Annotated in this window: 18 protein-coding genes and 1 pseudogene; 15 read left to right on the top strand and 4 right to left on the bottom strand. The window is 66.9% G+C overall.

From position 1 onward, the window contains the following. Nucleotides 1-88: 88 nt before the first annotated feature. Genes F6B93_RS21045 through F6B93_RS21025 form a run of 5 tightly spaced genes read left to right on the top strand, consistent with a single transcriptional unit; the run spans nt 89 to nt 6,247 of the window. Nucleotides 89-1,711, top strand: a complete 1,623-nt coding sequence (locus F6B93_RS21045) for a peptide ABC transporter substrate-binding protein (protein ID WP_211696809.1) — start codon at nt 89-91, stop codon at nt 1,709-1,711. 1 nt (nt 1,712) lies between these two features. Beyond that, complete coding sequence (locus F6B93_RS21040) at nt 1,713-2,639, top strand: ABC transporter permease (protein ID WP_211696808.1); 927 nt, start codon at nt 1,713-1,715, stop codon at nt 2,637-2,639. Then, nucleotides 2,632-3,507, top strand: a complete 876-nt coding sequence (locus F6B93_RS21035) for an ABC transporter permease (protein WP_211696807.1) — start codon at nt 2,632-2,634, stop codon at nt 3,505-3,507. Before F6B93_RS21040 ends, F6B93_RS21035 begins: the two co-directional genes overlap by 8 nt. After that, entirely contained in the window at nt 3,504-5,429 is a 1,926-nt protein-coding gene (locus F6B93_RS21030) for a dipeptide ABC transporter ATP-binding protein (RefSeq protein ID WP_425518478.1), read from the top strand. Before F6B93_RS21035 ends, F6B93_RS21030 begins: the two co-directional genes overlap by 4 nt. A gap of 11 nt (nt 5,430-5,440) precedes the next feature. Further along, entirely contained in the window at nt 5,441-6,247 is an 807-nt protein-coding gene (locus F6B93_RS21025) for an oxidoreductase (RefSeq protein ID WP_211696806.1), read from the top strand. Nucleotides 6,248-6,817: 570 nt separating this feature from the next. On the opposite strand, the gene F6B93_RS21020 is transcribed toward F6B93_RS21025, so the two are convergent. After that, nucleotides 6,818-7,672 (bottom strand): HAD-IB family hydrolase, encoded by an 855-nt coding sequence (locus F6B93_RS21020; RefSeq protein ID WP_211696805.1) that lies wholly within the window; start codon nt 7,670-7,672, stop codon nt 6,818-6,820. A 589-nt stretch (nt 7,673-8,261) separates the two neighbouring features. On the opposite strand from F6B93_RS21020, the gene ssd reads away from it, so the two are divergent. From ssd to F6B93_RS20970, 10 genes and pseudogenes are all read left to right on the top strand, one after another. Continuing rightward, complete coding sequence (ssd, locus tag F6B93_RS21015; RefSeq protein ID WP_211699649.1) at nt 8,262-9,326, top strand: septum site-determining protein Ssd; 1,065 nt, start codon at nt 8,262-8,264, stop codon at nt 9,324-9,326. Next, nucleotides 9,323-10,489, top strand: coding sequence for a TadA family conjugal transfer-associated ATPase (locus tag F6B93_RS21010; protein ID WP_211696804.1), 1,167 nt, complete (start codon nt 9,323-9,325; stop codon nt 10,487-10,489). Before ssd ends, F6B93_RS21010 begins: the two co-directional genes overlap by 4 nt. Continuing rightward, the gene (locus F6B93_RS21005) at nt 10,486-11,289 is read left to right on the top strand and encodes a type II secretion system F family protein (protein ID WP_211696803.1); all 804 of its coding nucleotides are present in this window, start codon (nt 10,486-10,488) and stop codon (nt 11,287-11,289) included. Before F6B93_RS21010 ends, F6B93_RS21005 begins: the two co-directional genes overlap by 4 nt. Nucleotides 11,290-11,308: 19 nt before the next feature. Further along, complete coding sequence (locus tag F6B93_RS21000; protein ID WP_211696802.1) at nt 11,309-11,908, top strand: type II secretion system F family protein; 600 nt, start codon at nt 11,309-11,311, stop codon at nt 11,906-11,908. 36 nt (nt 11,909-11,944) lie between these two features. Further along, a complete protein-coding gene (locus tag F6B93_RS20995) occupies nt 11,945-12,145 on the top strand; it encodes a DUF4244 domain-containing protein (protein WP_211696801.1) in 201 nt (66 codons plus the stop codon). 23 nt (nt 12,146-12,168) lie between these two features. Then, nucleotides 12,169-12,462 (top strand): annotated as a pseudogene (locus tag F6B93_RS20990) (TadE family type IV pilus minor pilin); the annotation flags it as partial. Beyond that, nucleotides 12,368-12,868 carry an Rv3654c family TadE-like protein gene (locus F6B93_RS20985; RefSeq protein ID WP_425518477.1) on the top strand — a complete coding sequence of 167 codons (501 nt, stop codon included), beginning with the start codon at nt 12,368-12,370 and terminating at the stop codon, nt 12,866-12,868. The pseudogene F6B93_RS20990 and the gene F6B93_RS20985, both read left to right, overlap by 95 nt. A gap of 127 nt (nt 12,869-12,995) precedes the next feature. Beyond that, nucleotides 12,996-13,781 carry a prolipoprotein diacylglyceryl transferase gene (locus F6B93_RS20980; protein ID WP_211696798.1) on the top strand — a complete coding sequence of 262 codons (786 nt, stop codon included), beginning with the start codon at nt 12,996-12,998 and terminating at the stop codon, nt 13,779-13,781. Then, nucleotides 13,778-14,203 (top strand): hypothetical protein, encoded by a 426-nt coding sequence (locus F6B93_RS23255; RefSeq protein WP_246540891.1) that lies wholly within the window; start codon nt 13,778-13,780, stop codon nt 14,201-14,203. Before F6B93_RS20980 ends, F6B93_RS23255 begins: the two co-directional genes overlap by 4 nt. 5 nt (nt 14,204-14,208) lie before the next feature. Next, complete coding sequence (locus tag F6B93_RS20970; protein WP_211699647.1) at nt 14,209-15,747, top strand: radical SAM protein; 1,539 nt, start codon at nt 14,209-14,211, stop codon at nt 15,745-15,747. Between the two features lie 14 nt (nt 15,748-15,761). Here the strand turns inward: F6B93_RS20970 and F6B93_RS20965 are convergent, their stop codons facing one another. From F6B93_RS20965 to F6B93_RS20955, 3 genes are all read right to left on the bottom strand, one after another. After that, entirely contained in the window at nt 15,762-16,799 is a 1,038-nt protein-coding gene (locus F6B93_RS20965) for a PAS domain-containing protein (RefSeq protein WP_211696797.1), read from the bottom strand. Between the two features lie 280 nt (nt 16,800-17,079). Beyond that, nucleotides 17,080-19,647, bottom strand: a complete 2,568-nt coding sequence (locus tag F6B93_RS20960) for a PE family protein (protein ID WP_211696796.1) — start codon at nt 19,645-19,647, stop codon at nt 17,080-17,082. 117 nt (nt 19,648-19,764) lie between these two features. Next, on the bottom strand, nt 19,765-22,116 hold the full coding sequence (locus tag F6B93_RS20955; RefSeq protein WP_211699646.1) for a DEAD/DEAH box helicase: 2,352 nt from the start codon (nt 22,114-22,116) through the stop codon (nt 19,765-19,767). Nucleotides 22,117-22,374: the final 258 nt, after the last annotated feature.

Below are 22,374 nucleotides of genomic sequence, written 5' to 3'. Positions count from 1 at the left end.
TTCTAGGCAGGTGGGACCGGCGCGCCGTCGAGGGCCGGCGCCGTCTGGATCCGGCAGCGTTGGTACTAGGCGCAGTAGGGTCGCTGTCATGCTCCGGATGTGGGCCACGCTGGCCGTTCTTGCTGCCGGATTATTGGGGTTGGCGTCGGTGGTCGGGTGCGGGGGCGGGATCCTTAGCCCTGAGGTAGTAGTTGTCAATGGTGGGGAGCCGCCGAACCCCTTGATTCCGACCGGCACTAATGACAGCAATGGCGGGCGGATCATTGATCGGCTGTTCGCCGGCCTGATGTCCTATGACGCGAGGGGAGAACCGTCGCTGGAGGTCGCCCAGGCCATCGAAACCACCGATAACGTTCGCTACCGGATCATTCTCAAGCCGGGGTGGAAGTTCAGCGATGGCTCGCCGGTGACGGCTCACTCGTTCGTCGACGCGTGGAACTATGGGGCACTGAGTGCGAATGCGCAACTGCAGCAGCACTTTTTCAGTCCAATCGAGGGATTCGACGAGGTCGCCGGCCCCCCGCGCGAGGGTCAGCCGACCACCATGTCCGGATTACGTGTTGTCAGTGACCTCGAGTTCACCGTGCTGCTCAAGGCGCCCACTATCGACTTCACGTTGCGGCTGGGCCATAGTTCGTTCTATCCGTTGCCGGCCGCGGCGTTTCGGGACATGGCCGCGTTTGGGCGCGCTCCGATTGGCAACGGCCCGTACAAACTCGCCGACGACTCGGACGGGCCGGCCTGGGAACACAATGTCAAGATCGACCTGGTGCCCAACCCTGAGTACCACGGCAATCGCAAGCCGCACAACAAGGGCTTGAGGTTTGAGTTCTACGCCAATCTGGACACCGCGTACGCCGACTTGTTGTCAGGCAATCTCGATGTCCTGGACACGATTCCACCCAGTGCGTTGACGGTCTACGAGCGCGATCTCGGTGCAAACTCCGCTCGCGGGCCGGCGGCGATTAATCAAGCGCTCGACACCCCGCTACGGCTAGCACATTTCGGTGGCGAGGAGGGCCGGTTGCGCCGGCAGGCGCTCTCGGCTTCCATTAACAGAGCGCAAATCTGCCAGCAGATCTTCGTCGGAACTCGCAGCCCGGCCGGAGATTTCACTGCCCGCTCGCTCCCGGGCTTCGACCCGGACCTGCCGGGCACCGAGGTGCTTAGATATGACCCGGAACGAGCCCGTCGGCTCTGGGCGCAGGCCGATTCCATCTCGCCCTGGAGTGGCCGGTACGCGATCGCCTACAACGCTGATAGTGGTCACCGCGAGTGGGTGGACGCGGTGGCCAACAACATCAAGAATGTTCTGGGCATCGACGCGGTCGGTGCGCCGCAGCCCACCTTCGCAGGATTCCGCACCCAGATCACCAACCGCACCATCGACAGCGCGTTCCGCGCTGGGTGGCAGGGTGACTATCCGTCCCTGATCGAATTCCTCGCTCCGCTGTTTGCCACGGGCGCGGGATCCAATGACGTGGGCTACTCCAACCCGGCGTTCGACGCCGCGCTGGCGGCCGCAGAGGCGGCGCCCACCCTGCGCGAAGCGGACGTTCGTGCGAACGACGCGCAACGAATCCTCTTGCACGACATGCCGATAGTACCGCTCTGGGACTACATCAGCGTGGTCGGCTGGTCGTCGGCGGTTGGCAATGTCGAGGTGACGTGGAACGGTCTTCCCGACTACGAGAACATCGCCAAGGACTGAGATGGGCTGGTATGTGACACGCCGGATCGCCGTGATGGTGCCGGTTTTCCTCGGTGCCACGCTGCTGATCTATGGCATGGTCTTCCTGCTGCCCGGTGATCCGGTAGCGGCGATCGCGGGAGACCGCCCGCTGACCCCGGCCGTGGCGGCGCAGCTGCGTGCGCGCTACCACCTCGACGATCCGTTCATCGTTCAGTACCTGCGTTACCTGGGGGGAATCCTGCATGGCGACTTGGGCCGCGCCTATTCCGGGTTGCCGGTTGGCGCCGTTCTGGCGCATGCGTTTCCGGTCACCATTCGGCTGGCATTGATCGCACTGGCTGTGGAGGCAGTACTGGGGATCGGATTCGGTGTGATCGCTGGCCTGCGGCAGGGCGGGATCTTCGATTCCGCGGTGCTGGTCACCGGCCTCATCATCGTCGCGATACCCATTTTCGTGCTGGGGTTCCTGGCGCAGTTCGTATTCGGGGTCCGGCTGGGAATCGCGCCGGTTACGGTGGGCGAGCGGGCGACGTTCGCTCGGCTACTCCTGCCCGGGATTGTCCTGGGGGCGGTGTCCTTCGCGTATGTGGTACGGCTAACCCGTTCTGCGGTCGCCGCCAATGCATACGCGGACTACGTCCGCACGGCCACCGCCAAAGGGTTGTCACGGCCCAGGGTGGTGACAGTCCACATTCTTCGCAACTCGCTGATCCCGGTGGTGACCTTCCTCGGCGCCGACCTGGGGGCGCTGATGGGTGGCGCCATGGTGACAGAAGGGATCTTCAACATCCACGGCGTTGGCGGTGTGCTCTATCAAGCGGTCACTAGGCAGGAGGCGCCGACGGTGGTGTCGATCGTGACGGTGTTGGTGCTGATCTACCTGATCACCAATCTGCTGGTGGATCTGCTGTATGCCGCGCTAGATCCACGGATCCGTTATGGCTGAGCACGTTCCGGTCCGCCATGGTTTCTGGCTCGACACTTGGCGGGCGTTGCGGCGGCGTCCGAAGTTCGTCGCCGCGGCCGTGCTGGTCGGGTTGATTCTGATTGTCGCGGCGTTTCCCGGATGGTTCACCGGGACCGATCCGACCTATGCCGATCCCAGCGATAGTCTGCTTCCTCCGTCGGCTGCGCACTGGTTCGGCACCGACCTGCAGGGCCATGATATCTATGCGCGAACCATTTACGGCGCGCGAGCTTCAGTCACGGTCGGGTTGGGGGCCACCCTCGCCGTGTTTATCGTCGGCGGTTCGTTGGGCGCGCTCGCCGGCTTCTACGGCGGTTGGGTCGATGCGGTGGTCTCCCGTGTCACCGACGTGTTCTTCGGGCTACCGTTGCTCTTGGCCGCCATCGTCCTCATGCAAGTCATGCAGCGACGTACGGTGTGGACCGTGGTCGCAATCCTTGCCTTGTTCGGCTGGCCACAAGTCGCCAGAATCGCGCGTGGTGCGGTGCTCGAGGTTCGCAATAGCGATTATGTCCTCGCGGCTAAAGCGCTGGGCTTATCGAGGTTTCAGATTCTTCTGCGGCATGCGCTGCCCAACGCGATTGGCCCGGTAATTGCCGTGGCTACCCTTGCCTTGGGCATCTTCATCGTTACCGAGGCGACGTTGTCGTACCTAGGAGTCGGATTGCCGACGTCGGTGGTGTCTTGGGGCGGGGACATCAGCGTCGACCAGACCCGACTGCGGTCGGGCTCGCCAATCCTGTTCTATCCGGCCGGTGCACTGGCGATTACGGTGTTGGCCTTCATGATGATGGGCGATGCCCTGCGCGATGCTCTCGATCCCGCGTCACGAGCGTGGCGTGCATGACTAGCGACGGTGCCCGTAGGGGCGGGATCCACGCGCAGGAGCAGTGCCATGTGAACCGCACCGGCGACGATGTAGAGCGAAGCGATGAGGAGGAGCGGTGCCATTTCAACCGCACCGGCGACGATGCAGAGCGAAGCGATGAGGAGGAGCGGTGCCATTTCAACCGCACCGGCGACGATGCAGAGCGAAGCGATGAGGAGGAGCGGTGCCATTTCAACAGCACCGGCGACGATGCAGAGCGAAGCGATGAGGAGGAGCGGTGCCATTTCAACCGCACCGGATCGCCGCTGTTGTCGGTCGAGGGCCTGGAAGTCAGATTCGGCGCCGCTGCCCCCGCCGTTCGCGGCGTGGATCTAACGGTCTTGCGTGGTCAAACGGTCGCCGTAGTCGGTGAATCGGGATCTGGTAAATCCACTACGGCTGCTGCTATTCTCGGGCTCCTTCCGACTGGCGGACGAATTACCTCCGGACGCATTGTGTTTGACGGCCGCGACATCACCTCATTCGACCGCAGGGCTGACCGGAAGCTCCTGCGCTCGATCAGGGGCCGCGACATCGGCTATGTACCCCAAGACCCGATGACCAACCTCAACCCGGTGTGGAAGGTCGGCTTTCAAGTCCGGGAGGCGTTGCGGGCCAACACCGATGGTAGCCAAGCGCGACGACGCGTGCTGGAATTGCTGGCCGAAGCCGGCATACCGAATCCGGAAAGGCAAGCCGGGCGGTACCCGCATCAGCTGTCGGGCGGCATGTGCCAGCGCGCGTTGATCGCTATTGGCCTGGCGGGCAGGCCTCAACTGCTGATTGCCGATGAGCCGACGTCAGCCCTGGATGTCACCGTACAGCGCCAGGTCCTCGACCATCTTGGGCGGCTCACCGGCGAACTGGGCACCGCGTTGCTGCTGATCACGCATGATCTGGCGCTGGCGGCCGAACGAGCCGAGTCCGTCGTCGTGGTGCACCGTGGGATGGTGGTGGAATCCGGTGCAGCACAGGAAATTTTGCACGAACCGCGGCACGGGTACACCCGGCGGCTGGTTGCTGCGGCTCCGTCGTTGACTGCGTGCAACACCAGAGCGGCGCGCGTCGGGACTCATGCGGCGACTGAGGTCGATGACATTATCGTCGCATCCGAGCTGACCAAAGTTTACCGGGAGTCTCACGGCGCACCGTGGCGCCGGGCGGAGTTTCACGCGGTCGACCGGGTGTCCTTTCGGCTACCGCGGGCAAGCACTCTGGCGATTGTCGGTGAGTCAGGTTCGGGCAAGTCGACGTTGGCCCGCATGGTTCTCGGGCTGCTTCAGCCGACCTCAGGCACGGTCACCTTCGATGGATTGCCGGTGCCGGGCACCAACGTCGGGGCGCTAAATCGGGACCGGGCGTTCGCCTTTCGCCGTCGGGTGCAGCCAGTGTTCCAGAATCCCTATAGCAGCCTCGATCCCATGTACTCGGTGTTTCGCACTATCGAAGAACCGCTGCGGATACACCGGGTCGGTGACCGCGCGCAGCGCAAACAGGCGGTGCGGGAGCTACTCGATCAGGTGGCGCTCCCGTCATCGGTCCTCGGCCGGCTGCCTCGTGAACTGTCGGGTGGTCAGCGGCAGCGGGTCGCCATCGCCCGAGCGTTGGCGCTACGGCCCGAGGTGTTGGTGTGCGACGAGGCGGTCTCGGCTCTCGACGTCCTGGTACAGGCGCAGATCCTGGCCCTATTGGCCGACCTGCAGGCGAGCCTGGGCCTAACGTATCTGTTCATCAGCCATGATCTGGCGGTGATCCGACAGATCGCTGACGATGTTCTCGTGATGCGCTCCGGTCGGGTAGTAGAGCACGCGGCTACCGACGTGGTGTTCACCCGTCCCGGTCATGAATACACTCGTCAGCTGCTGGAGGCCATCCCAGGTGCGCAGGCCGGTCCCCGATAGGTTGGGAACCTGTGACGGCCGATCCGCTCGCGTTGCTGATGGAGCTCCCTGGCGTTGCCGCCGCCAGCGACCGCGCGCGCGACGCGCTGAGCCGGGCGCACCGGCACCCGGCAAACCTCCGGGGCTGGCCCGCGACCGCCGCCGAGGCTTCGTTGCGGGCGGCGCGGGCCTCGTCGGTGCTCGACGGCGGTCTGTCGGGATTCGACGATCGACACAACAACCAGTTGGAGTCGGCCCCGGACGCCCCCGAATACCGGGTCGCGACCGACCCGGTATTCGGGGGCGCTCTGCGCGTGGCGCAAGCGTTGGAGGGTGGCACGGGTTCCCTAGTCGCGGTGTGGCAGCGGGCGCCGTTGCAGGCGCTGGCTCGCCTGCACATGCTGGCCGCCGCTGATCATGTCGACGACGATCGGCTCGGCCGCCCACGCGGTGGTGGCGAGGTCGGCCCGCGGTTGGAGCTGCTTGTGGATATGGTGACCGGTCGCACGCGGGCGTCCGCACCGGTGGTTGCCGCGGCTGCGCACGGAGAGCTGTTGACACTAAAGCCCTTTGGCAGTGCTGATGGCGTTGTAGCGCGCGCGGTGTCGCGGCTGTTGACTATCGCAACAGGGCTGGACCCTCATGGACTAGGGGTGCCCGAGGTGAGTTGGATGCGCCAACCCACCGACTATCACGACGCGGCCCATCGATTCGGCGGAGGTACGCCTGAGGGTCTAGCGCGCTGGCTCGTACTGTGTTGCCGGGCGATGCAGAACGGTGCACAGGAGGCATTGGCGATTGCCGATGCGATGCAGAGCGCACGGCCGGGTGACCAATGATCCGGTGACCAGCGCCTGCTCGAGGCCAGAACGGCCCGCGAGGTCGGGTTGGAGAACAGTGGCTCGGAACAATGCTCCGGACTGAGGATCAGCCTGAGAAAATGTAAAGCGGGCGGCGACCGAAGAATTCGAATCGCCGCCCGCCAACACGGTTCTCGGTTACCAAGCGTGCATCTGTGGGTTGCGTGGGTGGCCTCGGCGATCCTGCGAAGTCTTCTGCTGCAGCCCCACCCAAAGGGCCGTCGACACATTCAATCTTCGCAGTTACGCAGGCCCGCAACACTTCTGCCATTATCGCGGCTATGACTCGGCGTGGGTGCCGGGAACCGTGCTGGGTGCCCGGGTTGGGAGACCGAACCTTCTCTTCCGGATCGACCTAGGCCTTGCCGAGCTTCCGTGGTTCCTTTCTACTACGAGACCCTCAACACAGCAAGGCCTAATTCTGCGAAAGGCTCGAAGCCGCTTCGGATTGCGTGTATCGGAGACCGCATCGAGGGGTTGGGTCGCCGGGGCGTGCCCGATGGCCCCGCTCCTCCTCGAGCCTCTTCGTGGCTCGTATCGTCGCCGGGGCTAGAACGCGAATCGGCGCAGCAGCGAATAGGTGACCGCGCCGGCTGCGAGGGCGCTGACCCCGACCGCGGCGGTCGTGGCGATGGCTGCACCCGACGGTGCCGGAATACGGTCGCGAAGGGATACCGGTCGTGAGAACGACAAGACCGGCCAACCGCGTTCGATGGCTTCCTTGCGCAACCCGCGATCGGGGTTGACGACCGAGGGGTGCCCGACGGCTTCGAGCATCGGCAGGTCGGTGATCGAATCGGAATAGGCGTAGCAGTGTTCCAGTGGGTAGCCCTCGCAGGTAGCAAGCTCGCGGATCGCCTGGACCTTGCCTTCGCCGTAGCAGTAGAACGCGACCTCGCCCGTGTACTTGCCGTCCTCGACGACCATCCGTGTCGCCATCGCATGGGTAGCGCCCAGCGCGCGTGCGATCGGGCCAACGATTTCCGCGCCGGAAGCCGAGACCACCACAACGTCGCGGCCACACAGCTTGTGACCGGCGATGAGATCAGCGGCTTCGGCGAAGACCAGCGGAGTCACGATGTCGTGGAGTGTTTCGTTGACGATCGACTGCACTTGGGCAACGTCCCAGCCGGTACACATGTTGGTCATGTGGGTGCGCATCCGGTCCATCTGGTCGTGGTCAGCGCCGGAAAGCATAAAGATGAACTGCGCATAGCTGGACTTCAATACAGCGCGGCGGTTGAGCAATCCCTGAGCGAAAAAGGGTTTGCTGAACGCCAGCGTGCTGGACTTGGCGATGATCGTCTTGTCAAGGTCGAAGAAAGCGGCTGTGCGGGCGCTGGGAGCGGTGGCTGGTCTGCCTCGCGGTGCGGTTTGCTGCGCGGCCGAGTCGGAGACGGTCACCGATCCAGCATAGGCGGGCACGCGGAGGAGGCCGCGACCTTGGCCCCGGAATGGTCAGTCGATTACCCGTGTGGTCGACCATGCGCCGCTATTTGCGGGGCTCAAGCGGTGTTTTCAATTGCGGTCGGATTGCGGTCGGCACTTGCGTCAATACGCACTGTCATGTGTATAGTAAGCATTACTCGGCCTATTGCCGAGGGTGTATCAGTCCGACCCCCCGGGGCTGATGCACGACGACCCTCGCCTCCTCCCCCCCTGGCGGGGGTCGTCCCTTTTGTGGGGCACTTCGTCTTGTTGGGCGCCTGGTCACGTTCGTTAGTGTGTTTAGCAAAGTTCGCCAGGGTCGCGCTAGATGGCCGCGAGATGGGAATGTCCAGGACGCTGCGAGCGTCCACCGGTGTGGTTGTGCACAGTTGGCATTCCCTCCACCCAATCCCGACAAACCGGGTTCCCGGACTAGCGCCCGATCGGCACCGTCCCGCACGTTGTACGCGTGACCTCCCTGTTGCGCGGCCCTCTTCGCGAGCCATTTCGCCACACGTTTCGCGGCCCGTCGCGTTCCAGCCAGTCGGCATTCGGCGTGCTGGCGATGGTGACTGATCCGCAATTGCGCGACGAATTGGACCGGGTCGCCGCCGCCGTCGGGGTGCGGGTTGTGTATGCGGGCACGGGTAATTCGGTAGGTAGAAGGATTTGGTCGGGCGCGGCATGCGTGGTGCTCGACCAGGCGGCTGCCGATCGGTGTGGGCAGCTGGGCTTGCCGCGAAGGGCCCGCGTCACCGTCCTCACTGCCACCGAACCCGTGACGAATACCTGGATCGCCGCCATCTGTGTGGGTGCGCAGAACGTGCTGACGATGCCCGACCAAGAACGTGAACTGATCCGCGAGCTCGCCGAGGCCACCGAGGCGGCCCCCGGGGACGGAAACCGCGGGGAGGTCCTGGCGGTCATCGGGGGCCGTGGTGGTGCAGGGGCTTCCATGTTCGCGTCGGCATTGGCGCTAGCCGCCGGCGACGCGTTGCTGGTGGACCTCGATCCGTGGGGCGGCGGAATCGATCTGCTGTTGGGGGGCGAGAGCACACCGGGTCTGCGCTGGCCTGACTTGGCTGTGCAGGGTGGGCGACTCAACTGGCCGGCCGTGCGCGACGCCCTTCCGCGCCACCGGGGGATCAGCGTGCTCTCAGGAAGCCGGAGTGGCTACGAGCCGGAGGCCGCACCGGTAGAGGCTGTGATCGATGCCGGCCGCCGGGGCGGAGTGACGGTGGTCGGTGACCTTCCGCGTTGTCTGACGGATGCCACCCAAGCCGCGTTGGACGCCGCCGATCTTGTGGTGCTGGTGAGCTCATGCGATGTGCGGGCGTGCGCCGCCACCGCGACTCTCGCACCAGCGCTGGCCGCGATCAACCCCAACCTCGGGTTGGTGGTGCGGGGCCCGGCGCCTGGGGGATTGCGGGCGGCGGAATTTGCCGACACCATCGGTGTGCCCTTGTTGGCATCGGTGCGGGTGCAGCCGAGGGTAGCTGAGCAGCTCGAACACGGTGGTCTTCGGTTGCGACGCCGGTCCGCGTTGGCAGCGGCGGCCCGCCGGGTGCTTGGCGTGTTGCCGCACCAGGGTTCGGGTAGGGACGCAGCGGCAGGTGGTAGGGCAGCGTGACGGGCTCGCTGATCGAGCGCGTCCGCGAACGGCTGGCCGCCGAACCTGCCCCGCTGCGCCCCAGCATTGTGGCGGCGGCAATTCGTGCCGAGTCCGGTGGGGTACTCGGCGACACCGAGGTGTTGGCCAATCTTCGGGTCTTGCAGACCGAACTGACCGGTGCCGGCATCCTCGAACCGCTGCTGCGCGCCGACGGCACGACCGACGTCTTGGTCATCGCACCCGACTCGGTGTGGGTCGACGATGGAAACGGTTTGCGGCGCAGTGAAGTTCGTTTTGCCGACGAGGCGGCGGTGCGGCGACTGGCGCAACGCCTGGCGTTGGCGGCGGGACGCCGTCTTGACGACGCGCAACCGTGGGTGGACGGGCAGTTGACGGGAATCGGTGCGAGAGGCTTCGCGGTGCGGTTGCATGCGGTGTTGCCACCGTTGGCGGTTGGAGGCACGTGTTTGTCGTTGCGGGTGCTTCGTCCGGCTACACAGGATCTGGCCGCGCTGACCGCCGTTGGGGCTGTCGACCCCACGGCCGCTGCGATGGTTGCCGACATCATCGCCGCTCGGCTGGCCTTTCTCGTGTGCGGTGGGACTGGGGCCGGCAAGACCACGCTGTTGGCGGCGATGTTGGGTGCGGTTTCGCCCGGTGAGCGGATCGTTTGCGTCGAGGACGCCGCCGAGCTAGCACCGCGTCATCCGCATCTGGTCAAGCTAGTCGCCCGGTGTGCGAACGTCGAAGGTGTTGGCGAGGTCACTGTGCGCGAACTTGTCCGACAGGCGTTGCGGATGCGGCCCGACCGCATTGTGGTCGGCGAGGTTCGCGGCGCCGAAGCGGTGGATTTGCTTGCTGCGCTGAATACCGGCCATGAGGGCGGCGCGGGCACGGTGCACGCGAACAGCCCGGGCGAGGTACCGGCCCGCCTGGAAGCGTTGGGGGCACTCGGCGGCCTCGACCGGGGAGCCTTGCATAGCCAGCTCGCCGCGGCCGTCCGAGTACTGCTCCACGTTGGGCGAGACCGGATCGGTCGCCGCAGGCTCAGTGAGATTGCCCTCCTGCGCCAATCCGACACCGGGCAGGTTGAAGCCGTGACTGCGTGGCATGCGGACCGCGGCCTGACCGCCGACGCCGCCGCCCTGCGCGGCTTGTTGAGCGGTCGGGTATCGAGATGACCGGGCCGGCGCCCGCTGCCCTGATACTGGCGATCGCCGTGCTTCTCGTGCCCTCAGCGCCACGACACCGGCTCGTACGGAAGGACTCCGGGCGTGGGCGAGTCCGGTTGATCAACAGCGGATGGCTCGGCTGCATCGCCGGATGCGTCAGTGCCGGCGTGGCCATCGTGGTGCCGCCAACGACCGTCGTCGCCGCCGCGGTGGTGGGCGCAACCGCGAGCCTGCGCTACCGGCGCCGCCGTCGCGGCCAACGAAGCTGTAGGGAGACGCGGGCGCTCGAAGCGGGCCTCGAATCGCTGGTCGGCGAGCTGCGCGCCGGTGCCCATCCGGTGCGGGCGTTCAGCGTTGCTGCGGACGAGGCCAGTGGCCCCGTTTCTGCCGCCTTTGGCGCGGTCGCGGCGCGCGCAAGATTGGGTGCCGACGTTGCCGCGGGCCTGCGGTCGATCGCCCGAGACTCGGCGCTTCCCGGGTACTGGGAGCGCCTAGCGGTGAGCTGGCAGCTGGCCAATGATCATGGCTTGGCCATAGCTACCGTCATGCGGGCTGCGCAACGTGATATTGCTGAGCGGCAGAGGTTTTCGGCGCGGATGGCATCGGGGATGGCCGGAGCGCGGGCCAGTGCGACTGTATTGGCGGGCTTGCCGGTGCTCGGGGTGCTGCTCGGGCAGCTCATTGGGGCCCGGCCGGTGAGCTTCCTGCTGAGCGGGTCTGCGGGCGGATGGTTGCTGGTGGCCGGAATTACCCTGGCGTGCGCTGGGCTGTTGTGGTCGGACCGGATTACCGATTGGCCGGCATCTTGAGTCTACGGGGCGGTCGCAGGTGAGCGCGGCGGCGGTACTGCTGGCCATAGCTGTGTGGGTGAGTGCCGGCCCATCGGAGGTGCGGGCACGCGCCGGAATAGCTCGGCGCGTGCAGCGAATGCGGGGCGGGCAGGTGCACGGGCCGGGGGGCGGGCGGGATCCGTTGGCGGTGGCATCGAGTCTGGATGTGTTGGCCGTCTGTCTGGCGGCAGGAATGGCGGTATCGACGGCCGCGGCCGCGGCCGTCCGATCCGCGTCCCCACAGTTGGCGGGCGTGTTGCGCCGGGCTGCCGACTTGCTGGCCTTGGGTGCCGACCCCAACGTTGCCTGGTCGCCGCCCGATCTTCCGACTGGCGCGCTCGATCCGCAGGTCGAAGCATTCTTGCGGTTGGCGCGCCGTTCGGCATCCTCAGGTGCGGCACTAGCGGACGGTGTCGTCGAACTGGCCGCCCGGTCGCGCGATGAGGCCGCACACGCCGCCGCCGCAACCGCCGAACGAGCCGGCGTGTTGATAGCGGGTCCGCTGGGATTGTGCTTTTTGCCGGCGTTCGTGTGCCTGGGCCTAGTCCCGGTGGTGGTTGGCCTGGCCGGCGACGTCGCGCAGTCGGGCCTGATGTGACCGCACAGCAAACACCCCAACGGAGAGGATGCATTGATGATCAACATGTTTCGCGCACTCGCGGCGCGGATGACGTTGCTGGTCGCCGACGACTCGGGGATGTCCACCGTGGAGTACGCCATCGGGACAATCGCGGCGGCAGCCTTCGGCGCAATCCTCTACTCGGTCGTCACCGGAGATTCGATCGTGTCGGCCTTGAACCGCATCATCGGCCGCGCGCTCAGCACCAAGGTCTAGCATCAAGTGCCGGCTCGAGCACCGTCGAGGCCGCCTTGGCAATCGCGACGTTGGTCACGGTCCTGCTGCTGTGTCTGGCTGGCATCAGCGCGGCGTCAATGCAGATCCGCTGTATCGACGCGGCCCGTGAGGCCGCTCGGTTGGCCGCCCGCGGGAACGAACGTTTGGCGGTCGAGGTCGCGCGTCGGATCGCGCCGCCTGCGGCACGGGTCCAGGTGTACCGTGACGGCGAGTTCCTCGTCGCCACGGTCACCGCACATTCCCACCTGTTGCCGACGTTGGATATTGGGGCCAAGGCAGTCTCGGCCGCTGAGTAACGATGACCGCGGCTCGGCTACGGTCGTCGCGGCGGCGATGGTGGTGGTTTTGCTGGTGAGCACGGGTGTGGTTGCCTACCTCGGCTCGGTGATGGTGGCGCGTCACCGCGCACAAGCGGCGGCAGATCTGGCTGCCCTGGCTGGCGCGGCACGACTACCGGCTGGCGTTGCGGCGGCCTGCGCCCGCGCGGAGCGTGTTGCTCGTGAGATGCGCGTCGGTGATGTCCGGTGTGGTGTGGACGACCTCGATGTTGTCGTCACGGCGGACGTCGCCGTTGCGTTTGCCGGTATCGCGCGGGCGACCGCGCGGGCCGGTCCCGAGCAGCCACCGCGACAACGTGTCCTGGGTTTGTTCGGCCCGTCTATGCCAGCACGGCCGACCGACCGCGCACCAGCGGCAGCGTGAGCGAGTGCTGGGTGCCGCCCGACACGGCTTGATACCGGCAACCATCAGCGATGGTGGCAGCGGCGCACCCGCATGGCCCCTGGTGCGGACGGGATGGCTTTGCTTGCCAGACGTATAGGCTGTCGGGGTGGTTCCGCAGTGGCGGATCGGTCCGCTAGTCCTGCCGGTGCATGGCATGTTCGTGGGGCTGGGCGTGCTGGTCGCCACGATTGTCTTCAGTCGCGAGGCGCGCCGCCGCGGTGCGGTGAACGACCAGTCGGTGGTAGCCGTGGCGGGCGCTCTCGTCGGCGGCGCGATCGGCATGAGGCTGTCGGGGTGGGCCGAACATGTCAACATGCGGTTGAACCCGACCTTGTTGCAGGCCTGGGAATTTGGTTCCCGCAGCATCCTGGGCGGCTTGGTGGGTGCCTATCTCGGCGTGCTGATCGCCAAGCGGATCGGTGGCTACACGGGCAAGACCGGCGATCTGTTCGCCCCGGCCGTTGCGTTGGGCATGGCGGTCGGTCGCATCGGCTGCCATCTCACCGAAGCGCCCGGCCGGCCGACAGGCCTGCCATGGGGAGTCCACGCCCCGGCTGCGACGCCGCAATGCCCAGGCTGCATTGCGGGCGTGGCGATGCATCCGTCGTTTCTTTACGAGATCGGGTTTCAGCTGGTCGCCTTCGTTGTTCTGCTGTGGCTGCGAGACCGCGTGTCGCGACCCGGCGAGTTATTCGTCCTCTATGTCGCGGGGTATGCGGTGTTCCGATTCTTGGTCGAGTTTGTCCGCGCCAACGAAACGGTGTGGCTGGGTTTGACGCGGCCGCAATGGTTTCTGCTGCCGTCGTTTGCGCTCCTAGCGGTCCGGCTCGGTTACGGTCATCGGCATGGCTACTACGACTCGTTGCTGAATCGGCGGGAAGTGCTGACGTGACGAACCCGCCTCCCGACGTGCCCCCGGAGGGATGGCGCCCTCCCGGTTGGCCGCCGCCGGGGTATCCGTACAACCCCGACCAGCCGAACCCCTATGTGAATCCACGGCCACGCAAGTCCAGCGGAGAACTCGCGGTGGCGGCGGTCGTCGGTGCATTCATCTACTTTGGGATCAATCTGCTTGTCGCGTTGATGGTGTTGTTGGGACTTGCCGAGGCAATGGAGTCCAATGTGGCGATAGTCATCGGGGCGATTGCACTTGGGTTCATCGCATTTGGCGCTGGCGGCGTGCTGGTGGCACTTCGAAATCCGTGGGCGAGGGGTATCGGCCTCGGATTAATGATCGGCTGGGCACTGACGTCGATTGTCACCGCCGGCTTTTGCACCGGTGTGAACCCCACCATGTATGGGGTCGTCCTATGACGGGCATGGGACTGCGGGGTGATCGTATCCATCGCTACGTCAATGCATTTTGCCCCCACTGCCACGCCGAACAGCCTGCACGGGCACTGCATCGCGTGACACGGCTGAGTGGCTGGCTGGCCGAGCGTGACGGGCGGGTTTGGTTGGTGCGTGGCTGCCCCGAGCACGGACTCGTGCGTACTCTCTACGACGAAGATCCGGAAATCCTTGCTTATCTCGAGGAATGGACGGCGCCGACGAAGGCGCACATTCCGGATGTTCCGGAGAACTTTGATCCCGTCCCTCAGGCGTATCTGCGCGGTATGCCCCAGATGCAGACACAGCACACCTGCATCCTTTTGGAAGATATCGCGGATACCTGCAACCTACGTTGCCCGACCTGCTTTACGGACTCTTCGCCGGAGCTACGCAACGTCGTCGCGATCGACGATGTGCTCGCTAACGTCGATCAGCGTCTGGAGCGGGAGAACGGCCACCTTGATGTGGTGATGCTCAGCGGTGGCGAACCGAGCCTGCACCCACAGCTGCCGGAGTTATTGGCAGCACTGAGCGCGCGACCGGTTACCCGAATCTTATTGAACACCAATGGTGTACGAATTGCCCACGATGATGATCTGGTGGACTTGCTGAGCAAGCATCGGCAGCGCGTGGAGGTGTACCTGCAATATGACGGGTTGTCGTTAGCCGCTCACCGATACCACCGCGGCGGCGACCTTCGTCGGATCAAACACGATGCATTGCTGCGGCTTTCTGATCGCGAAGTCTTCACCACACTGGTCATGACGGCTGCACTGGGTGTCAATGACCACGAGATCGGCGATGTCGTTCGGCTTGCCCTTCAGACGCCCTTCGTGGGCGGGGTGTGCGTTCAGCCTCAGTTTGGTTCCGGACGTTCAGGATTCATCGACCCGGCGGACCGGCTGACGCACACCGGTGTGCTCAAGCGGTTGGGGCCCCAGACCGACGGTCTGGTTACGTGGCGGGATCTGACCGCATTGCCATGCTCGCACCCGCACTGTTGTTCGGTGGGGTATCTGCTCCGCGACGACGGCGGGCGGTGGCGCTCATTGGTGGCATTGATCGGCCATGACAACCTCAAAGATCAGCTGGGCCTGATCGCCAACCGGATCGTCGACAGCGACATCCCTAGCGAGTTGCAGCTGGCAGTGCGCGAATCGCTAATGGGATTGCTGTCGGAACAAGCTTCGTTGTCGCACCCGCGCATGTCCGACGTGTGGCGTCTGATCTGTGAGAATTGCGACCTGGGCATCGCCACCCTGCTGACCTTGGCGTCCAGCGCCCTACCTGGGAGGCGCCGGCAGCTCAGGCGGCTGCTGGGCGAGCGTGTGGTCCGGCTCACCGTCAAACCGTTCATGGACATGTCGACGATGATCGAGGAGCGGCTGATGCAGTGCTGCGTGCATGTGGGTACTCGCGCATCGCAGGATCAGTGTGCACCGTTTTGTGCGGTTCAGGCGTGGCCGGAACTGGGCCAGCAGCGGTTGTCGATGGCGGCTAAGCGGCGGCTGCCGGTGGTCGGTTGAGGTAAGCCCGGTTTTCAGGTTGGTTGGTCGGCGGCTTTCGGTAGCCCGGCTTCGGTCAATTCTTCGTCGGTGGGCAACCGCAATGAGACAAGGCCGGCGAAGGTATCTGGTTCCAGTTCGATTCGGCTCAGTGTGACGTGTACCGGCACCCAATCGGTGTGGTGTCCGGGAAGTCGCAGCACGCGGCTGGCTGACCCGTTCGCGAATTCCGCTGTCATGGCCGCGATCACGTGCTGATCGTCGGGATGCACGCGCGGTCCATTTGTCTCGCTGGGCCGCCAGTCGTAGAAGGTGCAGGGGTCATCGAGCCATTTCAGCAGTGTCCAATTGCTGAGGTCTACCAGCGCCCGGTGGACTCCGGCCTGTGCCAACCCGTTGAGGACGCGTTGGGCTAGATCGTCGACTGTGGGCGTTCCGTCTTTGATTTCGCAGCGCCAGTTCATCGCCCGTGCGACCAGATGATCGCGGCCATCCGATTCCGGTTCGAGCCTCGTGCGGGCGACGAAGCCGATCCGGATCGGGTGTCCCTCCCAATCATGGAGGTCCCATGTGCTGCAGAGTTTTTGGCCTGGTTGCGCCTTAACGGCCATGGCCAGCACCTTGGTTTCGTTCGGATTGAGTTGGCGTGCCGGCAGGTCGTCGGCGAAGGCTCTGCCGTAGGCGAGCTCGATCTGGGGATTCTTGCCGCTATTCGCGAGTGACTCTGCGGTGTCGGTAGCCACGCCACGGGTGAGGTCCCATTTGAGTGCACCCGGCGTCGGCCGCTCGGGCGGGTCCGCGTCGGCTGGGCCGGTCCACACGTGGACGCCGTGCATGCGGCCGTCCAGCATTACCACCGGTTCGGTGCGGATGACGCGGTCGCTCTTGGGGGTGATGCTGGTCAGGCTCTTGCCGGTCTGCAGTGTCTCGGCGATCGCGGTCTGGACCGCGGACAGGTAGGGGCTACGGCGCAGGAACTTGGCAACCGGGACGAGGTTCTTGAGCTGGCACCCCTGTGCCACCACGGCCGGTTCATCCCCCAGCGTCTCCACGAGCAGCCAGTCGTGGCTCATGTGCGCAGTTTACGGCCGGCAACCGCGGGACCGAGACGGCGGGGTGCCGGCAGTGGCAGCGGGGAGTTTTGTTGCAGCGCAACTAGGTCAGGCGGTGAGTACCTGTTGTACCGATTGCCTGAACCGCGGGCCGGGGGATGTTGACCCGCGGTCAGCTGGATTGGGGCTCGACGTCAGCGCGCTAGCCAAGCCAACTAGCTGGGGGCTGCGCGCAGGCGACCGCAGCGAGGCGATCGATCCACCGCATCCGACGTATCGCCACCGCGGTGCCGAGTTTCGGCTACGACAACCCATTGAGCCCGTTTTGGCCCAGCAGCAGGCCGCCGGCGCCGCCGGTGCCCGGGCTGCCGGTGGTGTCGCCGGTGCCGCCGTTGCCGCCGTTGCCGCCGTTGCCGATCAGCCCGGCGTTTCCGCCGATGCCACCGGCCCCGCCGTCGCCCGCGCCGACGCCGCCGGCGTTGCCTTCGCCGCCTTCGCCGCCGGCGCCGCCGCTGCCCCATAGCTGCCCGCCGCTGCCGCCGTTTCCGCCGGCGCCCCCGCCACCGTCAAAGCCAATTCCGCCGGTGCCGCCCGCTCCGCCGAAGCCAACCCAGCCGGCGTTGCCGCCGGCCCCGCCGTCCCCACCGGCGACGTCTCCGATTCCGCCGGCCCCGCCGGCCCCGCCGGCCCCGAGCAGCAGCCCGGCGTCGCCGCCGGCCCCGCCGTCCCCGCCGCTGTCCTGCGGCCCGAATCCACCGTCCCCGCCAACGCCGCCGCCACCGAGCAGCAGCCCGGCGTTGCCGCCGGCCCCGCCCGACCCTCCGTCCGTTCTGCCGAATCCGCCGTCCCCGCCCGCGCCACCGGGACCACCGAGCAGGCCGGCGTCACCGCCAGCACCGCCAGCCCCACCGAGCCCGCCGATGAAGTTGGCTCCACCCGTTCCGCCGTCCCCGCCGCCGGCGCCGACCAACCCGGCCAGCAGCCCGCCGGTACCTCCGGCCCCGCCGATCCCGCCGCCGGCGAAGGCGCTGCCGCCGCCGACGCCGCCAGACCCGCCGGCGCTCCACAGCCCACCGGCACCGCCGGCCCCACCAGCCCCACCAGCGCCGCCGATGCTGAACCCGCCGGCCCCGCCGATCCCGCCGTCACCGAACAGCCAGCCACCGGCCCCAGCAATCCCGCCGGCCCCGCCGCCGACGGGTGAGCTCCCGCCGCTCCCGCCGGTGCCGCCGGCGCCCCACAGCCCGGCGGCCCCACCGTCCCCGCCTGCCTGACCCGAGGCCGCGTCGCCAGACCCGCCGGCCCCACCATCGCCAAGCAGCCACCCACCCGGGCTACCGTTGGCCGCGCTGCCGGCTGGCCCGGGCGTGCCGTTGCCAATCAGCGGGCGCCCGGTCAGGTCTTGGATGGGTGCGTTGATTGTGGCCAGTGCCTGTTGCTGCAAGGTGTGCAGCGCTGATGTGCTCGCCGGGGCGTTGAAGCCGTCGAGGCCCAGCAGCAATCCGCCGATCCCGCCGACACCGGTAGCGCCAGTAGTGGGACCGGTGCCGCCAAGGCCTGCATTGCCGCCGTTGCCGATCAGCACTGCGTTGCCACCGACGCCGCCGTCACCGCCGGTGATGGCGCCTTCCCCGCCGGCGCCGCCGGCCCCGCCGCTACCGAACAGCAGTCCGCCGGTGCCGCCGGCCCCGCCGGCACCCCCGGTAGCGTCGGGGGCGCCACCGCCGGCGCCGCCGATCCCGCCGAAGCCGAGCCAGCCTGCATCGCCGCCGGTCCCGCCGGCTCCGCTGCTACCGTCAAAGCCGGTTCCGCCGGCGCCGCCGGCCCCGCCGCTAGACAACAGCAACCCAGCGTTGCCGCCCGCCCCACCGGCACTCCCGACTCCCCCCGACCCGCCGGTCCCGCCGGCACCGCCGGCCCCGAATAGCAGCCCGGCGTTTCCGCCGGCCCCGCCGGCACCGCCTAGGTTGCCTCCTCCGAATCCGCCGGTCCCGCCGGCACCGCCCGGCCCGGCCACCAGCCCGCCGACGCCGCCCGCCCCACCGGCACCCCCGGTGAGCCCAAGTCCGCCCGATCCGCCGTCACCTCCGCCGGCGCCGACCAACCCGGCCAGCAGCCCGCCGGTCCCGCCGGCACCGCCGGCACCGCCAGTACCACCACCGCTGAACCCACCGGCCCCGCCGACCCCGCCGGCACCGAACAGCCCACCGGCCCCGCCGACCCCGCCGATACCGCCGGCCCCACTGACGGAGTCGCTGAGCCCGCCCGCGCCGCCGGCCCCGCCGGTTCCCCACAGCCAGCCCCCGGCCCCACCGGCACCTCCGGCCCCACCGGCATCGACCGTGGAACTGCCCCCGGCGCCACCGGCACCGCCGGCACCAAACAACCCGGCCGCCCCGCCGGTGCCACCGGCCATTCCCGCCGCCCCCGACCCGCCGGCCCCACCATCACCGAGCAGCCAGCCCCCCGGCGCCCCGTTGGCCCCAGTCCCCGGAGCCCCATTGGCGCCGTTGCCGATCAACGGGCGCCCCGTCAGCGCCACACTTTGCGCATTGAGCACGCCGAGCAACCCGTCCAGCGGCGCGGCGCTAGCCGCCTCCGCGCCGGCATAGGCCCCCGCACCAGCGGTCAAGGCCTGCACGAACTGGGCGTGAAACCCCGCCGCCTGCGCGCTGGCAGCCTGATAGGCCTGGCCGTGGGCCGAAAACAGCGCCGCGATCGCCGCCGAAACCTCATCCTCGGCGGCGGCAAGTACCGCCGTCGTCTGGGCGGCTGCCGCCGCATCGGCGGTGCTGAGCGCCGACCCCACGCCGGCTAAGTGCGTGGCCGCCGACCCCACCCCCTCCGGTACCACCACTACAAACGACATGCGCCACCTCACCATTGAATAGAACCCACCCGACGAGGTGTCCGATCACCCGTCGATGTGGTCGGGAAGAAGGACCGTATCGTTTTTGGGAGAAGGAATCCGGGGTTCTGGAAGCTTCTAATGTTTGTTCTGGCCCTGGGCCGCGGAATGCGTTAGCACCGGTTGATCGCCCAGCTCGGCCAGCACCAGCCGCAGCACCCCCACCGCGCCGGCCTTGTCCAAGGGATCGTTGCCGCTGCCGCACTTGGGGGACTGCACGCACGATGGACATCCGGCTGGGCAGTCGCAGGCCTCAATGGCGTCAGCCGTGGCGCCCAACCAGGTCCGGGCCTGCCGGAAGCCGCGTTCGGCGAATCCCGCCCCGCCCGGATAGCCGTCGTAGACAAAGACACTGGGGAGCCCGTCGGGTCCGATCGCAGTGGACATGCCGCCGATGTCACCGCGGTCGCAGCTGGCCACCAGCGGCAGCAGGCCGATGGCGGCGTGCTCTGCGGCGTGTAGCGCCCCGGGAATCCGCGCAGTGTCGATACCGCTGCGGCCCAATGCTTCCGCAGTGGCGGTGTACATGACGGCGATCGTCGGTAAAACGTGTTCGGGCAAATCGAGTTCGACGAAATCGATCACCTCGCCGGAAAGCCGCCGGCGCAGATAACCGACCACATGGTTGGTGACAGTCACCGGAACCAAGCCCAGGGTGATCGGCCCGAACGCCACCGTCTCGCCTGTTCCCGTGACCGCGATGTCGGTGACCTCGCGCGCGAACGTCGCATACCCGGGATCTTCGGCGCGCACCATCGCGATCTGCGCGTCGGTATCGAGCGAGTCAACCACGTAGCTCTCGCCCTGGTGCAGGTATACCGCGCCTGGGTGAATCGACGCCGGAGCTTGGCCGACCCCGACGCTGCCCAACAGTCGACCGGTGTCGCCCTCCACGATCATGATCTGGCCGCCGATAGCACCCCGGATGTCCACACTGGCATGCGGTAATACCCCGGGTGCGGGAAAGTAGTGGCCGCCGCGTCGTCGCAGCAGCCCTTCCTCGACAAGGTCCTGTGATACCTCCACAGCGTCCCAGGATCGAACCTCGACGTCGCTCATCGGCTGTTCGGTCGCCGCACAGAGCAACTGAGGCGCCATGAGATAGGGGTTGGCGGGATCGATGACGGCGCGCTCGACTGGCTTTTCTAACAGCGCGGCAGGGTGGTGAACCAGGTACGTGTCCAGAGGATCGTCCCGCGCGATCAACACCACCAGCGCGCCCTGGCCGCGTCGGCCCGATCGGCCAGCTTGCTGCCAAAAGGAGGCGACCGTCCCGGGAAACCCGGCAAGCACCACCGCGTCCAGTCCAGCGATGTCCACCCCCAGCTCCAACGCGTTGGTGGTGGCCAGCCCGCGCAGCTGGCCCTGGGCCAGGGCGCGCTCCAGGGTGCTGCGGTCCTCGGCCAGATAACCGGCCCGATACGACGCCACGAGGTCCGCCACCGTGGGTGCGATGTCATTCAGCCGCGCCCGGGCGCCCAGGGCCGTGAGTTCCGCACCACGACGCGACCGAACAAACGTCAGTGTTTGCGCGCCCTCGACAATCAGATCGGCCATCACTCGCGCCGCCTCCGCGCCCGCGGAACGTCGCACCGGGGCGCCGTTTTCGCCGGTCAGATCCGTTCGCAATGCGGGCTCCCACAACGCCACCGTGCGCGCACCCTGTGGCGAGCCGTCGTCGGTGACTTCGGCTACTGGACAACCGATGAGTTCGGTTGCAGTAGCACCCGGTGACGCGGTCGTGGCGCTGGCAAAGATTACCGTCGGTGCAGCCGAGTATCGGGCGCACAGGCGCAGCAGCCGCCGCAGCACCATCGCGACATTCGAGCCGAAAACGCCACGGTAGTAATGACATTCGTCGACGACCAGGAAGCGAAGATTCCGCAAGAGGACAGCCCAGCGCGCATGGTTGCGCAATATCGACAGATGGACCATGTCGGGGTTGGAGAACAACCACCTGGAGCGTTCTCGGGCAAAGCGGCGCACCTCGTCGGGACTGTCGCCGTCGTATGCCGTGGGCGCGACATCGGCGAGCCGGGGAACGGCGGCGGCCAGCCTATGGGCGGCGCGCAATTGGTCGTGCCCGAGTGCTTTCGTCGGGGACAAATACAGTGCTCGCGCTCGGGGATCGGTTGCCAGCGCGTTGAGCACGGGAAGTTGATAGGCCAGCGATTTCCCTGACGCCGTACCGGTGCTCACGACTACGTGAATGCCCGTGTGCGCCAATTCAGCCGCATCGCGCTGGTGCGACCAGGGTGAGCTGATACCGCGATCGGCAAACGCCCGAATCACGTCTGGCTCGGCCCACTCCGGCCAACTGCTCGCTCGGCCGGGTCGCGGTGGCAGCTCGGCAACGTGGCGTAGCGGACGCTCGCCCTCCGGGGTACCGGCGAGCGCCGCGGCAAGCAGCTGGCTGCCGAAACTCACCATGTGAGCACCCTCCACAGATCCGGCCACTCCACGAGGCTGTCGCCGACGCGACCGACCGATAAACGTTCCAGCCGATAAACAATGTTGACTGATTGCGGTCACAGCTTGTGGGTTCGTGTCGAACCTTTGCAGGATCGACGTTGTGTGCCGCTCTTGGCCTTCGTAACCGGGCGCGGGGCCACGCTACTGGTAGGGAGTTGCAAGGAACCACTAACCTCGGCCGATACGAGAAGCCTTAATGGTCTGTGGACTTGACAT

The organism is Mycobacterium spongiae (assembly GCF_018278905.1).
Lineage (GTDB): Bacteria > Actinomycetota > Actinomycetes > Mycobacteriales > Mycobacteriaceae > Mycobacterium > Mycobacterium spongiae.
This window is presented reverse-complemented; position numbering and strand designations above follow the sequence as displayed.